Annotated in this window: 14 protein-coding genes and 1 pseudogene; 4 read left to right on the top strand and 11 right to left on the bottom strand. The window is 68.7% G+C overall.

Going from position 1 to position 19114, the window contains the following annotated elements; genetic code table 11:
* Window positions 1-255 precede the first annotated feature (255 nt).
* From Scani_RS18540 to kdpB (Scani_RS18525), 4 genes are all read right to left on the bottom strand, one after another.
* Window positions 256-1317 (bottom strand): alpha/beta hydrolase, encoded by a 1062-nt coding sequence (locus Scani_RS18540; protein WP_159477484.1) that lies wholly within the window; start codon window positions 1315-1317, stop codon window positions 256-258.
* Between the two features lie 112 nt (window positions 1318-1429).
* Window positions 1430-2533: a DUF1648 domain-containing protein gene (locus Scani_RS18535; protein ID WP_159477481.1), complete on the bottom strand. Its 1104-nt coding sequence runs from the start codon at window positions 2531-2533 to the stop codon at window positions 1430-1432.
* Window positions 2530-2970 (bottom strand): GntR family transcriptional regulator, encoded by a 441-nt coding sequence (locus Scani_RS18530; protein ID WP_159477476.1) that lies wholly within the window; start codon window positions 2968-2970, stop codon window positions 2530-2532. Before Scani_RS18530 ends, Scani_RS18535 begins: the two co-directional genes overlap by 4 nt.
* 336 nt (window positions 2971-3306) lie before the next feature.
* Window positions 3307-5484, bottom strand: coding sequence for a potassium-transporting ATPase subunit KdpB (gene kdpB / locus Scani_RS18525; protein ID WP_159477473.1), 2178 nt, complete (start codon window positions 5482-5484; stop codon window positions 3307-3309).
* Window positions 5485-6116: 632 nt separating this feature from the next.
* Between kdpB (Scani_RS18525) and Scani_RS18520 the strand changes: the two genes are divergently transcribed.
* From Scani_RS18520 to Scani_RS18505, 4 genes are all read left to right on the top strand, one after another.
* Window positions 6117-6431, top strand: coding sequence for a WXG100 family type VII secretion target (locus Scani_RS18520; protein WP_159477470.1), 315 nt, complete (start codon window positions 6117-6119; stop codon window positions 6429-6431).
* A gap of 4 nt (window positions 6432-6435) precedes the next feature.
* The gene (locus Scani_RS18515) at window positions 6436-7563 is read left to right on the top strand and encodes a WXG100 family type VII secretion target (RefSeq protein ID WP_246295989.1); all 1128 of its coding nucleotides are present in this window, start codon (window positions 6436-6438) and stop codon (window positions 7561-7563) included.
* A 15-nt stretch (window positions 7564-7578) separates the two neighbouring features.
* Window positions 7579-8196, top strand: coding sequence for a hypothetical protein (locus Scani_RS18510; protein ID WP_159477464.1), 618 nt, complete (start codon window positions 7579-7581; stop codon window positions 8194-8196).
* A 235-nt stretch (window positions 8197-8431) separates the two neighbouring features.
* Complete coding sequence (locus Scani_RS18505; protein ID WP_159477461.1) at window positions 8432-10306, top strand: NAD-binding protein; 1875 nt, start codon at window positions 8432-8434, stop codon at window positions 10304-10306.
* 43 nt (window positions 10307-10349) lie between these two features.
* On the opposite strand, the gene Scani_RS18500 is transcribed toward Scani_RS18505, so the two are convergent.
* The 7 genes and pseudogenes from Scani_RS18500 to Scani_RS18470 form a co-directional block, all read right to left on the bottom strand.
* Window positions 10350-12896: a DUF4118 domain-containing protein gene (locus Scani_RS18500; protein WP_159482204.1), complete on the bottom strand. Its 2547-nt coding sequence runs from the start codon at window positions 12894-12896 to the stop codon at window positions 10350-10352.
* 48 nt (window positions 12897-12944) lie between these two features.
* Window positions 12945-13447: pseudogene (locus Scani_RS18495) on the bottom strand (DNA-binding response regulator).
* Window positions 13448-13537: 90 nt separating this feature from the next.
* The gene (gene kdpC / locus Scani_RS18490) at window positions 13538-14149 is read right to left on the bottom strand and encodes a potassium-transporting ATPase subunit KdpC (protein WP_159477458.1); all 612 of its coding nucleotides are present in this window, start codon (window positions 14147-14149) and stop codon (window positions 13538-13540) included.
* Window positions 14150-14154: 5 nt separating this feature from the next.
* On the bottom strand, window positions 14155-16290 hold the full coding sequence (gene kdpB / locus Scani_RS18485) for a potassium-transporting ATPase subunit KdpB (protein WP_159477455.1): 2136 nt from the start codon (window positions 16288-16290) through the stop codon (window positions 14155-14157).
* Window positions 16287-17951 (bottom strand): potassium-transporting ATPase subunit KdpA, encoded by a 1665-nt coding sequence (kdpA, locus tag Scani_RS18480; protein ID WP_159477452.1) that lies wholly within the window; start codon window positions 17949-17951, stop codon window positions 16287-16289. Before kdpA ends, kdpB (Scani_RS18485) begins: the two co-directional genes overlap by 4 nt.
* A 9-nt stretch (window positions 17952-17960) precedes the next feature.
* Window positions 17961-18050, bottom strand: coding sequence for a K(+)-transporting ATPase subunit F (gene kdpF, locus Scani_RS18475; RefSeq protein WP_033264828.1), 90 nt, complete (start codon window positions 18048-18050; stop codon window positions 17961-17963).
* A 421-nt stretch (window positions 18051-18471) separates the two neighbouring features.
* Complete coding sequence (locus Scani_RS18470; protein ID WP_159477449.1) at window positions 18472-19002, bottom strand: universal stress protein; 531 nt, start codon at window positions 19000-19002, stop codon at window positions 18472-18474.
* Window positions 19003-19114: the final 112 nt, after the last annotated feature.

Below are 19114 nucleotides of genomic sequence, written 5' to 3'. Positions count from 1 at the left end.
CTTTGAGGCCATGTCCGGCCGCCGCCCGGCCTGGTGGCGCACGGCGCGCCGACCGCCTGGCCTGCAGCACGACGTCGGGACCGGGGGCTGCGGAACTGCGGCGCACATCGAACTGGTCTCAGCGACACGCTGACGCCGGGCACGCCAGGGAAATGGCGGCTCGGCGCCCGAACACACGGCGCGTTCGCCCTTCCGTCGGGCGCATGGTCCACCAGAGCGGGCCCGTCGGCATCGTCGTGGCGGTACGTGAGGTGCTCAGCTCGTCGTGAGGTGCTGCCAGGGGCGGACGAAGTCGTGCAGGGCGCTCTGCGCGGCCGGGGCGATCATCTGGTCGTTGACCGGGGTGCCCGCGGGGTGAAGAAAGTGGTCGAGGCCGGGCAGGATGCGTAGCCCGGGACCGGTGGTGCGGGCCGCGGCCAAGGCGGTGAGCAGTGGCGGCGTGGTCCGGCACGGCAGATGGGTGTCCGCGGTGCCACAGGTGACCATGGTGCGGGTGCCGTGGGCGACGCGCCGGGCGATGTCCGGCGGATAGATGGCGTCGTCGCTGCGGACGAACGTGGCGTTGTGCGGACCGAACAATCCGTTCAGCAAGGAGGCGATGAACGGCAGCAGCCCTGAGGTGTCCACCTGGCGCTCGACGCGGAAGTCCGCGATGGCCCGGGATACGCCTTTCTTGTTCAACTGTGCCTGTGTGGGGCTGAGTTCACCCGCTGCGACGAGTCGGTCCAAGGTGCCTGCGAGTTGATGGTCGATCGCGTCCAGGAGCCGTGTGTCCTGCGGGGCGATGAGCGCGAGCCCGGCGGGCTTCGTCCGTACGGCGCGGCCGACGAGCAGGGCCTGGAGGCCTCCCTCGCTGTGCCCGACGATGAGCAGCTTGTTCCGGTCGGCCTCGGGCTGGGCGCGCAGGACGTTGTACGCGGCCACGGCCTGACCGGTGTACGCGGCCATGTCGATGTGGTCCGAGTTCTTGTACCGGCCCCATCCGGTACGGCCGGTGCCGTACTTGTCGAAGCGCAGGCTCATCACACCGTCATCGCCGAGGGTGCTCGCGAACAGGGCGAGGGTGTGCGGGGTGGTCGCGGGCGGCTGGTCGCCGTTGCGGTCGGTCAGGCCGCTGCCGGGGATCAGCAGGGCGGCGGGGAGCCGTTGGCCCGCGCGATGGGCGGGGATGTGCACGGTGCCGTACGTGGTGGTGCCGTCGGCAGTGAACCGCACCTGGCGATCGCCGGCGGGGATGAGCGGGGTGGAGCGGGTTGATGTGGCGGCTTCTGCCGTCCCTGACACCGGCCCGGTCGTGGTGATGGCGACCGTGGCCATGACTACGGCCAGTGTGCAGCGCCGCCAAGTGGTAGTGCGCCCACGCATGTGTTCTCCCAACGGGTAGAGGATTCAGGAAAGGTGGTGGTCGCCTGTGTGCCTTCGCCAGACCTCAGCGGACGATCAGTGGCAGGGCGAGCGGCAGGCCCACGATGAGCGCGAACAGCAGCAGCGCGCGTGGATTGCCGAAGTTGAGGGTCCAGCCGAAACCGAACCGTTTCTGTACGAGCAGCGCGGGATCGGCGCGGTTGACGTAGAGCGATCCCGCGCCGTGCCAGTACCGATCGTCGTCGCGCCGGACCACGCCGGTGTTCCCCTCCGGCGCCCCGTCGCCTTCGGCGGGCAGTCGGCTCCCCCCTTGCCCGGTACGTACCGCGACGCCGACGACGATGGCGAGACCGACCAGGATCGGCAGCAGCACGAGTACCGGCGACAGTTTCTGGTCGGTATGCCAGATCGGCCAGGCCCCGGCGAGCATCGACAGGTCGACGCAGGCGGCCAGCACCAGCAGGGAGATCACGGCACGCACCGAGAAGCGGCGGTGTCTGCGCGCGGAGTCGGTGGGTCGCGCCGGGTCGAGTTCCGGCCGGGCGCGGAACGAGAACCAGGCCAGTACCAGGATCATCGCGGTCACTCCGGCTTGCACGAAGACCGGGAAGAACGCGCTGCCGACCGACTTGGTGGCGAAGCGGTCGGGGATGCCGGAAGCGTTGAAGTGCACCGCGAGACGCTCGGGAACCGACGGGTACCGGACGATGGAGGTCACCACCGTGGCCGCCACGATCAGCAGCGCCGGGATCGACCAGAGCCAGGGAAAGGCTTCCGGATCAGTGCGGAGCGAGGTGTCGGTCACCACGCCCTGGCGAAGGTCGCGGTACCAGTCCTCATCCCGCTTGGCCGCCGCGACCGCCACCCGGGCCCGGTTGAAGGCGGCCAGGAACACCGCGAGGATCAACGCCGGCACCACGCCGGGCCACACCAGAAAATGGGTGGTGGCCGACAGCCCGACGTTCAGGGCGGCAAGCGCTCCACCGGCCGTGCCCACCAGCCATCGATAGCGCTTGCGTTGCTCGGCGATCAGCGGAGCGTCCGCCCGGGCGGCGGGTATGCGCACTCCGAAGGGCAGCGTCGGACTCGTCAGTGAGGGGGTCAGCCACGCCACCGCCAACACCACCAGCGGTACGCCCGCGTGGACCATTAGTGTTCCGCTGTTCATGACGCCGAATCTCCTTGCTCTGCGCCGGGGTCGGCGCCGCCTGCGGTACGTGCGGATGACGTGAACGAGGTCAGGACGGATCCGCAGCTGTGCAGTACCGCCGGATCGCCGACGCCGTGGGCGACCGCTTCGGCGAGCAGCGTCCGCAGCCGGGTCTCCCACTCGTCGGTGAAGCCGGGTTCCGGCGGGCCGGTGCGGGAGTCACGCTGCACCAGGGCGCCGCTCTTGCGGTTGATCCGCAGGAGCCCCTCCCGCCGCAGTAGGTCATACGCCTTGTTCACGGTGTGGAAATTGATGCCCAGATCGACGGCGAGCTGCCGGGTCGAGGGCAGCGAACTGCCTTCGACCAGTTCGCCGGACGCGATGGCCTCAACGATCCGGTTCCGGATCTGCTGGTAGATCGGCACCTCGCTGTCCAGGTCGAGGCTGAGGATCACGTCGGACTCCCACTGTCGTTCTGTTATAGCTTTTATAGAACAGTACAGCGGCCCACGGCATGGTGGGGAGCGTCAAGGACGCGACAAGGCTTCAGCGGCGCCGGTTGTGTCCCCAAGGCTTGAGACCAAGATCGCGGCTCGCGGAAACCGGTCCTCCAGGCGCGGAAGGGACTTTGGCTGAAGGGGGTGACGTCCGCTCTCCGCTTGGTGAACTCGATCCGGCCGGGCAAGGCGTCGAGCACGTCGACCGCCTTGCCCGTCGCGCGCAGGGCAGTGCGGATCAGCTTTTCAGGCTGCCGTGGCCGTAGCGCGTATCCCGTGCAGCTGCGGCGACGCTCAGCCGAGGCCGGGGATCGGGGAGATCAGCAGGTCGATGAGTTTGATCCCGAGGAACGGGGCGAGGAGGCCGCCGAGTCCATAGCGGGTGAGGTTGCGGCGCAGCAGGTCGTGGGCGGAGGCGGGGGTGTAGCGCACGCCGCGTAGGGCGAGCGGGATCAGGGCGATGATGATGAGGGCGTTGAAGATGATCGCGGAGGTGATGGCGGACGTCGGGCTGTGCAGGCCCATGACGTTCAGGTCGGCCAGGCCGGGATAGGCGCCGGCGAACATGGCCGGGATGATCGCGAAGTATTTGGCTACGTCGTTGGTGATGGAGAAGGTGGTGAGCGCGCCGCGGGTGATGAGGAGTTGTTTGCCGATCTCGACGATCTCGATGAGTTTGGTGGGATTGGAGTCCAGGTCGACCATGTTCCCGGCCTCTTTGGCGGCCGAGGTCCCGGTGTTCATGGCCACACCGACGTCCGCCTGTGCCAGCGCGGGGGCGTCGTTGGTGCCGTCACCGGTCATCGCGACCAGTTTGCCGCCCTCCTGCTCCTGGGTGATCAGAGCGAGCTTGTCCTCGGGGGTGGCTTCGGCGAGGTAGTCGTCGACGCCCGCTTCCTGGGCGATGGCCTTGGCGGTGAGGGCGTTGTCGCCGGTGATCATCACCGTGCGGATCCCCATCCGGCGCAGTTCGGCGAAGCGTTCGCGGATGCCGTCCTTGATGACGTCCTTGAGGTGGATGACGCCGAGTACCCGCGCCCCGTGCGCGTCGTGCATCGCGACCAGTAGCGGTGTACCGCCAGAGGCGGCGATCGCATCGGTGAACATGCGTGCCTCGGCGGGCACTTCGCCGCCGCGCCCCGTCACCCACTCGATGATCTGCGCGGCCGCGCCCTTGCGGATGGCGCAACCGACTGCGTCCGCCCAGCGCAGATCGACGCCGCTCATCCGGGTGTGCGCGCTGAAGTCGACGTACTCGGCGTGCTGGAGCTCTCCTTGGGAAGGCTCTCGCAGCCCGTATGCGTTCTTGGCGAGGACGACGACGGAGCGGCCTTCGGGGGTCTCGTCGGCGAGTGAGGAGAGCTGGGCGGCGTCCGCGAGCTGGAGTTCGTCGGCGTCCGGGAGCGGAACGAAGGCGACGGCTTCGCGGTTGCCGAGGGTGATGGTGCCCGTCTTGTCGAGCAGCAGGGTGTTGATGTTGCCCGCGGCCTCGACCGCGCGTCCGGACATGGCCAGCACGTTGCGCTGGATGAGGCGGTCCATGCCGGCGATGCCGATCGCGGAGAGCAGCGCGCCGATCGTCGTCGGGATCAGGGTGACGAGGAGGGCGACGAGAACCGTCGTCGACTGGGCCGCGCCGGCGTAGGAGGCCATCGGCTGCAAGGTGACCACGACGAGGATGAAGACGATGGTGAGCGCGGCGAGCAGGATGTGCAGCGCGATCTCGTTGGGCGTGCGCTGCCGGGTCGCGCCCTCGACCAGCGCGATCATCCGGTCCAGGAAGGACTGTCCGGGGCGGGAGGTGACGCGCACGACGAGGCGGTCGGACAGCACGGTGGTGCCACCGGTGACCCCGGAGCGGTCGCCGCCGGATTCACGGATGACTGGTGCCGATTCGCCGGTGACCGCCGATTCGTCCACCGCAGCCACACCGTCGACCACATCGCCGTCCGCCGGGATCGTCTCGCCCGCCTGCACCACCACGAAGTCGAACGGTTGCAGATCGGCAGCGGGGACGGTCTCGGTCTCGGCGGTGTGGACGTCTAGGCCGACCCGCCAGTTGTTGCGCAGTCGGCGGGCGGAGATGTCCGTGCGTGCCTTGCGCAGGGACGCGGCCTGAGCCTTGCCACGGCCCTCGGCGACCGCTTCGGCAAGATTGGCGAAGATGACGGTCAGCCAGAGCCAGCAGCTGATCAGCCAGGTGAAAACGGACGGGGCGAGCAGCGCGGCCAGGGTGGTGAGGAGGGAGCCGCACGCCACGACGAACAGCACCGGCTTGGTGGCCAGCGCCCGCGGGTGCAGCTTGCGCAGCGCCTCGGGGAGCGACGTCAGCAGCACCCTTGCGTCCAGGAGACTGCCCGGTTTCCGCCGCCGTCGCCGGCCCACGGGCTGCGGGGCGCCCTGGGGCGCGAGGGAGACCGGCCCGGTCGCGGAATACGTCGGCGCCGTTGGGGTGCGGGGGGCGGGAGCCATGCGGAGACTTTCTGAGAATGCGGCCGCCTGCGGGGCAGTTGGCCTGTGGACGAGGCGGTTGGCCGGTCGGGATGGCAAGACGGCGCGCAGGTGGCGGGCGTGGAAGCTGTCGTTCACGCATCCGTCGGCCGCCAGGAAATCTACGGCGTCACGGAGCGGTGCAGGGCTCGTCACGTACGGTATTTGCGGCTCTCTTACGGGCCGAGAGTCGGCCCGTTCAGCGGGGCGGTGAAGACCTTCTCTCACATGCCGTCGCCTGGCCCGTCTGCTCAGCCGGTTGCGGCCGCCCTTCCAGGAGCCGAACTCCTTGGCCAGGTCTCTTCATAGGCGACCAGTGCGGTACTCGAAAGCGATCGCACCGACCTTCTGGACCGCCTTCCGCGCGCCTCTCACACCTGGGGTCCAAACGAAACGGTCTGTGCAGTCTGAGCCATTTGGATGGCTGCGCCGACTGCAGTCCTGCAGGGGGCCGTCGAATGTGGCTTACTGCCAGCGGAGTTGACTGTGTCGTGACTGAGTGCATGCCAAGAATTGCCCGTCCTTGTTGCCGTCTTAACTTGAACGTGGCGCTGCCCCAGTCCGCCGCCCGTTAGCGTGTCTGGGAAGATCACGTTCATCGGGGGGAGCCCGTCATGACGCAGGAACACTTCACCGTGCATCCGGAAAAACTTCGGGCATTGTCCAGGGATTTCACCCACGCCGACGACCGGCTCGACGCGCAGGTCAAGCACTTCGCCGACAAGGCGGAGAATGTGGACGACGCGTTCGGAGTGCTCAGCGAATCCACCGAAGCGCTGGCGAAATACGTAGAGATGACGCAGGCCACGGTGACCAGCCTCCAGCAGCTGTGTCAGCAACTGGCCGGATATGCCAGGGGGCTCACCCAATCGGCGGCCAGCTATGAGCACACCGACGCGCAGCACGCGGCCGTATTCAAGGGGGCGTAGCGCTGTGGCCGAGAAACAGCAGCACATCGAGAAGAGCTTCAACATCCTCAAGCCCGGCGGCAATCCCGAGGTCCTGCGGAAGTGTGCTGCGGCGTGGCGGGAGATGGCCCAGAACCTGCGGACGGCGGGAGCCGACCTGAACCGCCAGGTGGAGGATCTGGACGAGTCGGACTGGGACGGGCAGGCGGCCGTCGGATTCCGCGCGCACTGGCAGCACACGAAGGAGCAGATGGACCACGCACTGCCCCGCTTCCATGAAGTGGCGAAGGAGCTTGAGCAGGCGGCCGACCATATCGAGGACACCAACAAGCAGGTTGAGCACGTCCTTGAGGAGCTCGCGGTCACCGCGGCCGTGGGCATCGGGCTGACCGTCGTCACGGCAGGCTTTTCCGATCTGGTGGCGGCCGGGAGCGCGGCGGCCGAGGTTGCCGAGGCGGGCGTCGTCGTCGCACGGCTCGGCAGGGTCCTCAAGACGGTCGAATCGGCGTTGGAGAGCCTTCGGGCCCTGACGGAGGGCAGCAAGTTCCTGAAATTCGGTGTGGAGCTGGCGACGAACACCGCGGGCAACTTCACCGGAAACGTGCTGGGCCAGGCATTCACCGGCCAGGAGATCACCGTGGGCCAGGATTTCCAGGACGCGGCAGTGGCCGGCAGCGTGGGCACAGTGCTGGGAGCGGGCGGCCGGGCGCTGGGCACGAAGCTTCCCGGTGCGCTCGGCGATGTCGTCGGAGGCAAAGGCTTCGCGGGGAGGACAGCCACGGGCGCGGTCACCAGCGGGGCCGGCCAGATGGCCGCCGACGGGGTCGATATCGCCGACAACCACGCGGGCGGCAAGACGAGCGACAGCATCATCCCCGATCTGATCACCAGCGGTCTCGGCGGCGCGGTGGGCGGAGGGGCGGTGCACGCTGGTGATTCCTGGTACGAGCGCGGCGGACTCGGCGGAGGAGGGCGGCACCGCGACCCCGAGACCGGACCGACCTTCGGCCCCGGACGGGAGGCCGCCACCAATGGCGTGGTGTACGGAGACTTCGGCGCCAACGAAAGCGATCAGACCGCCGACCGTCCGGATAGCCCGTTCGATAAGCCGCGCTCCGCGCTGACCGACCCCGACGGCGCCTACGAAAACTGAGGAGACAGCAAGGAAATGTGGCAGGTCTGGAAGAGCGTCCGCGCGTATCGCGAGGACCCTGAATGGCGTTACCGGAAGCGGGAACCCCGTGGCTGGGTGAAGGCATTCGGCACACCCGGCCACCCCTTCGGCACGCGCGGCAATCACGTCAAGCATGTACTCGAAGGGCACGTGCGTGGATTCGAGACGACACTCTTCCACCTTGCCGCCGTGCATGAAGGCGGACGGCACCCCACCGATGTCAGCAGGTATTCGGTGGCGGTGCTGACCCTGCCGGGCCCGCTGCCCGCCGCCTCGGTCACCGTCGCCGGCCTGGTGCGCTGGCTTGGTACGGAACCCCTCCCACCCCGCGCCGGCACCCCCATCCAACTGCCCCAAGGCCGCAGCCCCCGTATGGTCGCGTGCTCGGTCGATCCCGACTTCGCTGAACTCATCCTCACCGAACGAGTGGTCCGGATGACGGCGGACGCGAAGATGGGCTGGCGGTTGCACGGGGACCGGATGATCGGGTGGATCAAGGAGCACAAGCCGTACGAGCGAATCATCGGGCTCGCGGAGACGATGGCCGAGGTCCTCGGGGAGTTTCCCGCATCGGTGTGGCCCCAAGACCCCAGCGATCAAGAGCACTACTGAAGTTGAACGGGTGGTCTCGCGTCTACCCGGGAACTCCCAGCAGGACAACACACCTTGTGCAGTTCGGATGCCACCCTTGCGGAGGAGCTCGCCGATCGCGCGGAGAGGTAGCCCTTACGCAACCTTGATGCCGAACGGGTGTGTGCATCGGAACCGCATGTCATGTACCGGCAATCTTGATGATGTGACGTCAACTCTGCATCTCCGGTTGCCTTTTGGGCAACGCTCCCAGCACATGGTGATCTGCGGTGACGACGGGCTCGCCCACCGGCTGGGGGTGACCCTGGACGCGGTGTGCGGTGAGGCGGTCACCGTCGTGCTGCCGTCCCGGCGCGAGGGGCATGCGCCGGAGATCGCCGCGCTGCACCGCGATCCGCAGTCCCCCGTCGAGCTGCTCGTTGCCGCCCGTCCTGACGAGCAGACGTTGCGGGCCGCGGGTGTGGAGCGGGCGGCCGCGCTCGCCCTGACCTACCGCGACGACCAGGTCAATGTCACGGCGGCACTGTTGGCCCGGACTCTCAACCCGACGGTCCGACTGGTCATCCGGATGTACAACCGCGAGCGCGGTGAGCATCTGGAACGGCTTCTGGACCGCGCCGTGTCAGCGCTCGGCAGGACTGAGGACACGGCGCTCGACATGTCCACCACCGTACTGTCCGACACCGACACCGCCGTTCCTGAGCTGGTGGCCGCCGCCGCGGTGGGGCAGGGGGACACGCTGCAGGTGGAGGGCCAGGTCTTCCGAGGGGTCGTGCGGCCTGCCCGTACGCCGCCGCAGTCCGCGGATCTGGCCACGCTGGCAGTGCTGTCGGGGGCCCACCAGGACGACCCGGCGAGCGAGGACAGCCCGGAGACGCCGGGGGAGGAGGGCACCCAACTGCTGCCCGACACGGTCACGTCCTACCACCGGCAGTTCACCCACGGCCGGCTGATGCTGGAGGAGGTCACCCAGCACCATCCGCCCGAGGCCCCGCCGCGCGACCGACGGGGTTACGGTGCCTGGCTGCGCGACCGGCTGGCGCATCTGCCGTGGAAGGTGTTCCTCTCCCACCAGGTGCTTGCGGTCTTCGGCGCGCTGGCCGCGATCGTGCTGGTGCTGGCCGCGGCCACGGCGCTGGCCGAGCCCGGTCCGTTGTGGAAGTCGGTGTATCTGCCGCTGCTGGACATCTTCACCATGGGTGACCCGGCGACCGACGAATCACCGGCCCGCCGCGTGCTCCAACTCATCGCGGGTTTCGTCGGGTTGGCGGTCCTGCCGCTCGTGGTGGCCGCGACCATGAACGCCACCGAGGCGTTCCGCAAGGGCTCCGTGGGACATCCGCCGGCCGAGGACGTGCACGACCACATCGTGTTGGTCGGACTGGGGAAGATCGGCACCCGTGTACTGGCTCAACTGCGCACCACCGCACATCAAGTGGTGGTCGTCGAGCGGGACCCGCACGCCCGTGGCGTCGCCCTGGCCCGCGAACTCGGTGTGCCGCTGCTTTTGGAGGACGCCGGTGCCCCCGGCGTCCTGGACCGGGCGCGCATCCGCCAGAGCAGGTCCGTGCTGGTGCTCACCCGCGACGACGGCGAGAACCTCGACATCGTGATGGCGGCGCGCGAGAGCAACCCCCAGGTACGGGTGGTGATGCGGCTCTACGACGACGACTTCGCGGCCACCGTCTCCCGCACCATGCGCGCCTCTTACCCCGACGCCACCACGCGCAGTCGCAGCGTCTCGGCTCTCGCGGCGCTGCCCTTCGCCGCCGCCATGATGGGGCGTCACGTCCTGGGCATCCTGCCGGTCGAACGCGGCTCCCTCCTTTTCACCACGGTGGATGTCGCCGGCCACCCGGAGCTGGAGGGACGCTCGGTCCACCAGGCATTCCGCGCGAATGAATGGCGCGTCCTGGCGGTGGGCGCTGCCGAGGAGACCGGATCTACCGGATCTCCCCGCTCTACGGACACGCTCGGCAGCCTGCGCCTCGACCGGCCGGGCTTCGACTGGCGCCCCTCGCACGGCCGGATGCTGCGCGCCGGAGACCGGGTCGTGGTGGTCTCGACCCGGCGCGGACTGGACTTCCTGATGACGGGAGTCCAACCGCACCCGACCGAACCGCGTACCTGAGCGGCGCCCGGCCTCCCGGCCGCGCAGCCTGCCGGGTCCCCGGCTACGACGTGACCGCGTCCGGGAGGTTGGGCGGGGCCGGCAGATGACCGGCGGCGGCAGGAACGGTGAGGACCATGGTCATGCCGCCGCCGGGGGTGTCCTCGGCGGTGAGGGTGGCTCCGATGGCCTCGGCGAAGCCCCGGGCGACGGCGAGACCGAGCCCGACGCCCGCGCCGCGCGGGGCGTCGCCGTAGCGCTGGAACGGTTCGAAGATGCGGTCCTTGGCGTCGTCGGGGACACCGGGGCCACGGTCGGCGACGCGCACCTCGACCCGGCTCCCCAGCGCGCTGGCGGAGACGAGCACCGGCTCGCCGTCAGGGCTGTACTTCACCGCGTTCTCGACGATGTTGGCGACCGAGCGCTCCAGCAGGCCCGGGTCGACGGCGACCATCGGCAGGTCCTCGGGGATGTCGAGGACGACACTGTCCTCCGGCACGCCGCCGAGGGCCATCGGCACGACCTCGTCGAGGTCCACCTCGCGGATCAGCGGCGTGACGGTGCCGGTCTGGACCCGGGACATGTCCAGGAGGTTGCCGACGAGGTGATCGAGGCGGTCGGCGCCTTCCTCGATGCCCGCCAGGAGCTCTGCCTGGTCCTCGTCGGACCATTCGATGTCGTCGGAGCGCAGCGAGCTGACCGAGGCTTTGATACCTGCGAGGGGAGTCCGCAGGTCGTGGCTGACGGCAGCGAGCAGGGCGGTGCGGATGCGGTTGCCCTCGGCGAGTTTGCGGGCGTGTTCGGCCTGGGACTGCAGGCGCTGGCGGTCGAGGACGACCGCGGCCTGGGCGGCGAAGGCCGCCAGCACGCGGCGGTCCTCGGCGGGCAGGACACGTCCCGACAGCGCGAGTGCCATGTGGTCGCCGACGGGCATGTCGACGTCCGCGTCCTCGGGGCGGGCGAGCGGACTGGTGTCGCCCACGCTGCCCGAGCAGGTCCAGGGCGCTGTCTCGGACTCGCGCTCCAGCAGCGCCACGGTGTCCATCGCGAAGGTCTCGCGCACCCGCTCCAGAAGGGCGTCGAGGGTGGTTTCGCCCCGCAGCACGCTGCCCGCCAGGAAGGAGAGGATCTCCGACTCGGCGCGCAGACGGGCGGCTTGGTGGGTACGCCGGGCGGCAACGTCGACGACCGAGGCGACCGAGATCGCCACCAGGACGAAGATGACCAGCGCCAGGATGTTCTTGGGGTCCGCGATGGTGAGGTGACCCACGGGCGGTGTGAAGTACCAGTTCAGCAGGAGCGAGCCCACCACGGCAGACACCAGCGCCGGACGCAGACCGCCGAGCAGCGCCGCCGCCACGGTCAGCGTCAGGAACAGCAGCATGTCGTTGGCGAGACCGAGGGCCGCTCCGAACTGCAACAGCAGCAGCGTCAACAGCGCCGGTCCCACCACCCCGGTCAGCCAGCCCCAGATGAGCCGGGACCGGCCCAGCCGCGCGCCGCGCGGCACGGGGAGTCCGCGGCCCTTGGCGGCCTCCTCGTGCGTGACGATGTGGACGTCCAGGTCGGGCCCGGAGTCGCGAGCGACGGTCGCGCCCACGCCGGGGCCGAAGACGTACTGCCATGCCTTGCGCCGGGAGGTTCCCAGGACGATCTGGGTGGCGTTCACTCCCCGGGCGAACTCCAGGAGCGCGGAGGGGACATCCTCGCCCAGGACGTGGTGGAAGGTGCCGCCCAGGTCCTCGACGAGGGTGCGCTGGACGGCGAGCTCCTTGGGCGATCCGGCGGCCAGGCCGTCGCTGCGGGCGATGTAGACGGCGAGCACCTCGCCGCCCGCGCCCTTCTCAGCGAGGCGGGCGGCGCGCCGGATGAGCGTACGGCCCTCACTGCCGCCCGTCAGGCCGACGACGATGCGCTCGCGCGAACCCCAGATCTTCGAGACCTGGTGCTCGCTCCGGTACTCCTGGAGGTATTCGTCGACCCGGTCGGCCACCCACAGCAGCGCCAGCTCGCGCAGCGCGGTGAGGTTCCCGGGCCGGAAGTAGTTCGACAACGCCGCGTCGACCTTGTTCGGCTTGTAGATGTTGCCGTGCGCCATGCGGCGGCGCAGTGCGTGCGGAGACATGTCGACCAGCTCGATCTGGTCGGCACGTCGCACCACTTCGTCGGGGACGGTCTCCTTCTGCCGTATCCCGGTGATCGACTCGACGATGTCGCCGAGGGACTCCAGGTGCTGGATGTTCACCGTCGAGACCACATGGATCCCGGCTTCCAGCAGCTCCTCGATGTCCTGCCAGCGCTTGGTGTTGCGCGAGCCGGGGACGTTGGTGTGCGCCATCTCGTCGACCAGCGCCACGGCCGGCCTGCGTGCCAGGATCGCGTCCACGTCCATCTCGGTGAACGTCGTGTCGCGGTAGGCCAGCTCCCGGCGTGGAGTCTGCTCCAGGCCGTGCAGCATCACCTCGGTGCGTGGCCGGTCGTGATGCTCGACGAAGGCGACCACGCAGTCCGTGCCGCGCTCGATACGGCGGTGTGCCTCGGACAGCATCGCGTAGGTCTTGCCGACGCCTGGTGCTGCGCCGAGGTATATCCGAAGCTTGCCGCGTGCCACGTGGTCCCGCTCTCGTGTCGTGTGGATCATGGTCCGAAGCCCGGGTCGTCAGGGGTCGAAGCGGTAGCCCATACCGTGCATGGTGAAGAAGCGCCGGGGACGCGCCGAGTCGGCTTCCGGTTTGCGCCGGAGCTGCGCCGTGTAGACGCGCAGGTAGTTGCTCTGGGTGCGGAGGGAAGGCCCCCACACCTCCTCCAGCAACTGCTGCTGCGCGCCGCCGCCCGCAACCGGGCCAGCAGCTCGTCCATGCTGAACGGCTTGGTGATGTAGTCGTCGGCGCCCGCGTCCAGCGCGGCGACCTTCTCGTCGGAGGTCCGGCGGGCGGCGACCACCAGGATCGACGCCCGGCTCCACCCACGCAGCTCCGTGATCACGTCGATGTCGTCCATGTCCGGCAGGCCGAGGCCGAGCAGGACGACGTCCGGTGGGCTCATGGCAGCAAGGGACAGGGCCTGGGATCCGTCGGGCGCGGTGTCCACGTCGTAGCCGCGCGCTTTGAGATTGATCTCAAGAGCCCGCACGAGTGGTGGTTCGTCCTCGACCACCAGCACCCGGGTCCTCGTTCGTCTCCCCCTTCTGAATGTTGCGTGGGGTGTCGCGGGTGGCCGGCCCCGCCGTGCCGGCCCCCGCGACACGGCCACTCACCTCCGCGCCAGTTCCTTGACCGCGATGTTGAGCTTCAGGACGTTCACCGCGGGCTCACCGAGGAACCCAGCGGTACGGCCGTCGGTGTTGTCCTTCACCAGCTTTTCGATTTGCGCCACGCTCAGCCCGTTGTGCTGGGCCACGCGCTTGACCTGGATCTCGGCGTAATCGGGCGAGATGCCGGGGTCGATGGCGGAGGCCGAACCGGTGACCGCGTCCTTGGGGACCTCGGACTGCGGCACGCCGTTGAACTCGGCGACCTGCTCCTTCGCCGCCTTCACGTCCTTGACCAGCGTGGGATCGCTGGCTCCGAGCTGGCTGGAGCCGGTGGCCATCGGGTCGTACTTGCTGTGGGACGGGCGGCCCTGGAACCATGTGGGATCGGGCTTGTCCGTGCCCTTGATGTTCCAGCTCTGACCGATCAGTTCGGAGCCCACGACCTTGCCGTCGACCGTCACCTCGGAGCCGTTGGCCTTGTCGTGGAAGAGCCCCTGTGCGATGCCCGTGACGACCAGCGGATAGATGACGCCGCACACGACCGTGAGGACCAGCAGGATGCGCAGCGATGCCCAGGCCAGGCGGAGGGTGCTTGCTACGGAGTTGTTCATGGCGGTCATCCGATTCCGGGGATCACAGAGATGAGCAGGTCAATGATCTTGATGCCGATGAACGGGGCGATCAGCCCGCCCAGGCCGTAGATGCCGAGGTTGCGCCGCAGCATCTTGTCGGCGCTCATCGGCCGGTACTGCACTCCCTTGAGGGCGAGCGGCACCAGCGCGATGATGATCAGCGCGTTGAAGATGACCGCCGAGAGGATCGCGGACTCCGGTGAGGCCAGGCCCATGATGTTGAGCTTGTCCAGGCCCGGGTAGGCCACCGAGAACATCGCCGGGATGATCGCGAAGTACTTCGCGACGTCGTTGGCGATCGAGAAGGTGGTCAGCGCTCCACGCGTGATCAGCAGTTGCTTGCCGATCTCGACGATCTCGATGAGCTTGGTCGGGTTGGAGTCGAGGTCGACCATGTTGCCGGCCTCCTTGGCGGCCGACGTACCGGTGTTCATCGCCACGCCGACGTCCGCCTGGGCCAGTGCCGGGGCGTCGTTCGTACCGTCGCCGGTCATCGCGACGAGCTTGCCGCCGGCCTGTTCGCGCTTGATGAGGGCCATCTTGTCCTCGGGCGTGGCCTCCGCGAGGAAGTCGTCCACACCCGCCTCGTCAGCGATGGCCTTGGCCGTCAGCGGGTTGTCGCCCGTGATCATGACGGTCTTGATGCCCATCCGGCGCAGCTCGTCGAACCGCTCCCGCATGCCCTCCTTGACGACGTCCTTGAGGTGGATGACGCCCAGGACGCGGGCGCCCTTGTCGTCCTCGACGGCCACCAGCAGCGGCGTGCCACCGGCCTGCGAGATGGCGTTGCTCAGGGTGTCGGCGTCGTCGGCGACCGTGCCGCCATGCTCCTGAACCCAGGCGATGACCGAACCGGACGCGCCCTTACGGACCTTGCGGCCGTCGACGTCCACCCCCGACATCCGGGTCTGGGCGGTGAACGGCACCCATTCCGCGTCCACCAGCTCGCCCTGGTGCCGCTCGCGCAGCCCGTACTTCTCCTTGGCCAGGACGACGATCGAGCGGCCCTCGGGCGTCTCGTCTGCCAGCGAGGAGAGCTGGGCGGCGTCCGCCACTTCGGCCTCCGCCGTGCCGCGTACGGGGACGAACTCGGATGCCTGACGGTTTCCGAGAGTGATCGTGCCGGTCTTGTCCAGCAGCAGCGTCGAAACGTCTCCGGCCGCCTCGACGGCCCTTCCTGACATGGCGAGGACGTTGCGCTGGACGAGCCGGTCCATGCCGGCGATGCCGATGGCCGACAGAAGGGCGCCGATCGTCGTCGGGATCAGGCAGACCAGCAGCGCGGTCAGCACGATCAGCGACGTCTGCTTGTCCGCGCCCGCATAGAGGGCGAACGGCTTCAGTGTGACGACGGCCAGCAGGAAGACGATGGTGAGCGAGGAGAGCAGGATGTTCAGCGCGATCTCGTTGGGCGTCTTCTGCCGGGCGGCGCCCTCGACGAGGTTGATCATCCGGTCGATGAAGGTCTCGCCGGGCTTCGTCGTGATCTTGATGACGATACGGTCGGAGAGCACCTTCGTCCCGCCGGTCACCGCGGAGCGGTCACCGCCCGATTCCCGGATGACCGGCGCCGATTCACCGGTGATCGCCGACTCGTCCACCGACGCCACACCTTCGACGACATCGCCGTCACCGGGAATGATGTCGCCGGCTTCGCAGACGACAAGGTCGCCGATGCGCAGTTCGGTGCCGGGGACCTGCTCCTCCGCGTCACCGTTGAGACGGCGTGCGACGGTGTCGGTCTTGGCCTTGCGCAGGGTGTCGGCCTGCGCCTTGCCGCGGCCCTCGGCGACCGCCTCGGCCAGGTTGGCGAAGACGACGGTCAGCCAGAGCCAGACGGCGATGACCCAGCCGAACCAGTTGCCGGGATCCTTGAGCGCGAGCACGGTGGTCACCACCGAGCCGACGAGTACCACGAACATCACGGGGGACTTGACCATCACCCGCGGGTCGAGCTTGCGGAAGGCGTCGGGCAGCGACTGCACCAGTTGCTTCGGGTCGAACAGGCCGGCGCCCACCCGCCCGTCATCCTTGTGCCCGGTGGGTACGTCGCTGTGTGGCGCCCGGGTCGGAGTAACCGTGGACATCTCGTCCTCGTGCTTCTGTGTGTCGGCGGTCATGACGTCATCCCCTCGGCGAGCGGGCCCAGAGCGAGTGCAGGGAAGAAGGTCAGGCCGGTGATGATCAGGACTGTGCCGACGAGCAGCCCGGCGAAGAGCGGCTTCTCGGTACGCAGGGTGCCCGCGGTCTCCGGGACCGGCTTCTGCTCGGCGAGCGAGCCGGCCAGGGCGAGCACGAACACCATCGGAAGGAAGCGGCCGAGCAGCATGCACAGCCCGATGCTGATGTTGAAGAACGGCGTATTGGCACCGAAGCCGGCGAAGGCCGACCCGTTGTTGTTCGAGCCCGACGTGTAGGCGTAGAGGACCTCGGAGAAGCCGTGCGCCCCGATGTTGGTCATGGCCTCCTTGCCGTCCGGCAGCGCCATGGCGAGCGCCGTGCCGATCAGCACCAGCGCCGGGGTGATCAGGATGTAGCAGGCGGCGAGCTTGATCTCGCGGCTGCCGATCTTCTTGCCCAGGTACTCGGGCGTGCGGCCCACCATCAGGCCGGCGATGAACACCGCGATGATCGCCATGATCAGCATGCCGTAGAGGCCGGATCCCACACCGCCGGGCGTGATCTCGCCGAGCATCATGCCCAGCAGCAGTACGCCGCCGGAGAGGCCGCTGAACGAATCGTGGAAGGAGTTGACCGCGCCGGTGGAGGTCATGGTCGTGGAGACGGAGAAGAGCGACGAGGCGCCCTCGCCGAACCGCTGCTCCTTGCCTTCCATCGCACCGCCCGCGAGCTGCGAGGCGGTACCCGGGTGGGCGTACTCCAGCCAGGTCACGGCGATGACAGCGGCGAACCAGATGACGCTCATGGCGGCGACGATCGCGTAACCCTGCTTGAGCGAACCCACCAGCTTGCCGAAGGTCCGCGGCATCGAGAAGGGGATCACCAGCAACAGGAAGATCTCCAGCAGGTTCGAGAGGCCGTTGGGACTCTCGAAGGGGTGCGCGGAGTTGGCGTTGAAGTATCCGCCACCGTTGGTTCCCAGGTCCTTGATGGCCTCCTGGGAAGCCACCGCGCCGGGGCTGAGGGCCTGCTTGTCACCAGCGAGGGTGGTGATGTGGTGGATGTCGCCGAAGTTCTGGATCGCACCGCATGCGACCAGGACGATCGCGGCGATCATGGAGAGCGGGATCAGGATGCGGACGGTGCCGCGCACAAGATCGGACCAGAAGTTGCCCAGATCACCGGTGCGCGAGCGGGCGAAGCCGCGCACCAGCGCCACCGCGACCGCCATCCCGACCGCCGCCGAGACGAAGTTCTGCACGGCCAGACCAGCGGTCTGGGTGACATGGCTCATGGCCACCTCACCGGAGTACGACTGCCAGTTGGTGTTGGAGATGAAGGAAGCGGCCGTGTTGAACGCCTGGTCCGGGGCGATCGGCTTGAAGCCCAGCGACAGCGGCAGCGTGTCCTGCACGCGCTGCATCACGTACAGGAAGAGCACGCTGACCGCGGAGAATATGAGAATGCCGCGAAGGTAGGCGGGCCAGCGCATCGCCGCGTCCGGGTTGGCACCCACGCTGCGGTAGATCCACTTCTCTACGCGCAGGTGCTTGGGGGAGGAGTAGACGGCGGCCATGTAGTCGCCGAGCGGGCGGTGCACCAGGGCGAGCGCGGCGATGAGCGCGGTGACCTGGAGCACGTCAGCAAGAACAGGGTTCATATCGGTGGCTCAGAACCTCTCCGGGAACACAAGCGCGAGGACGAGATAACCCAGCAGGGCGACGGCCACGACCAGGCCGACGATGTTTTCGGCGGTCACAGCTTCGTCACCCCCTTGGCGACAAGGGCCACCAGCGCGAAGACCGCGATCGTGGTGACGACGAAGGCCACATCGGCCATCGTGAGCTCCTGAAGAGAGGTTCGGTTGGGCGGACCAGGAGAGGGAATCGCGCCGGTGGCTCGTTCTCGCCCCTCGTTGACGCGGTCCTTACGGCCACTACCGCGGCATTGACGGATCCCTAACGCTCATGAGGCAACCTGCCCAGGGATCGGACCGGAGCCCGTTCAAGCGGAGTTGCCCGAGCCGGGTGCCGTGCGCCAAGCGGCACCCTGCCGGCACGTCGATGAGCCGCTGCGCGAGAGGGCCGGTGGGCGCGGCAACCACTGCGATGCGGGCGCGCAGCGGCCGGTAGATGACGGCGCGGCCTCGATCGAGGGATGCCGCGCGCCGCACACGCCGGTCAGTCCGCCAACTCCCGCATGTCGAGCGGGAGCTTCCACGTATTGCGGCGGTGTACGGCATCGAGCGCCTGGCGCAGGGGAGAGGGCGGCACGGTCAGTACGGGGCAGCAGGAGCGGGCGACGCAGAACCGGGAGACAGAGGGCCACATGGCCCGGCGCAGCCTGCTGCGGGCTCCGGCACCGACCACCAGAAGGTCGTCGGGCCGGTCGGCGGCCGCCAGCAGGGCCCTCCCGGGCTTCCCGAGCACGACCAGGGGCTCCAGCGGAATCCCGGGTTCGGTGTTCCCGAAGGCGTCCTCCAGCGCGCTCAGCAGACGCTCGCACGCCATCCGGCGCCAGGCGGCCATCGGCGCCGGGCACGGCCCACCGCGGTGGGAGATTTCGCCGCCGGGGGGCTCCCAGGCCAGCACGGTCCGCAATGCGGCCCCGGAAGCGCGAGCCTCGGCGGCGGCCCGGTGCAGCGCTGTCAGGCTTCCCAGCGAACCACTCACGCCGACCACCACGCGCCGTCGCTCTTCGGGTCCGCCCATGAGGCCACGCTCCTTGTCCCGTGCCGCGTTCGTGCCCCGCGGCCTGTGTCTCGCTCCATCGAAATGCCGCTGGTGGAGCGGTCGAGCCTCGTTGGCGGTTCCCTTACGTGGG

This window comes from Streptomyces caniferus (genome assembly GCF_009811555.1).
Classification (GTDB): Bacteria; Actinomycetota; Actinomycetes; order Streptomycetales; family Streptomycetaceae; genus Streptomyces; species Streptomyces caniferus.
This window is presented reverse-complemented; position numbering and strand designations above follow the sequence as displayed.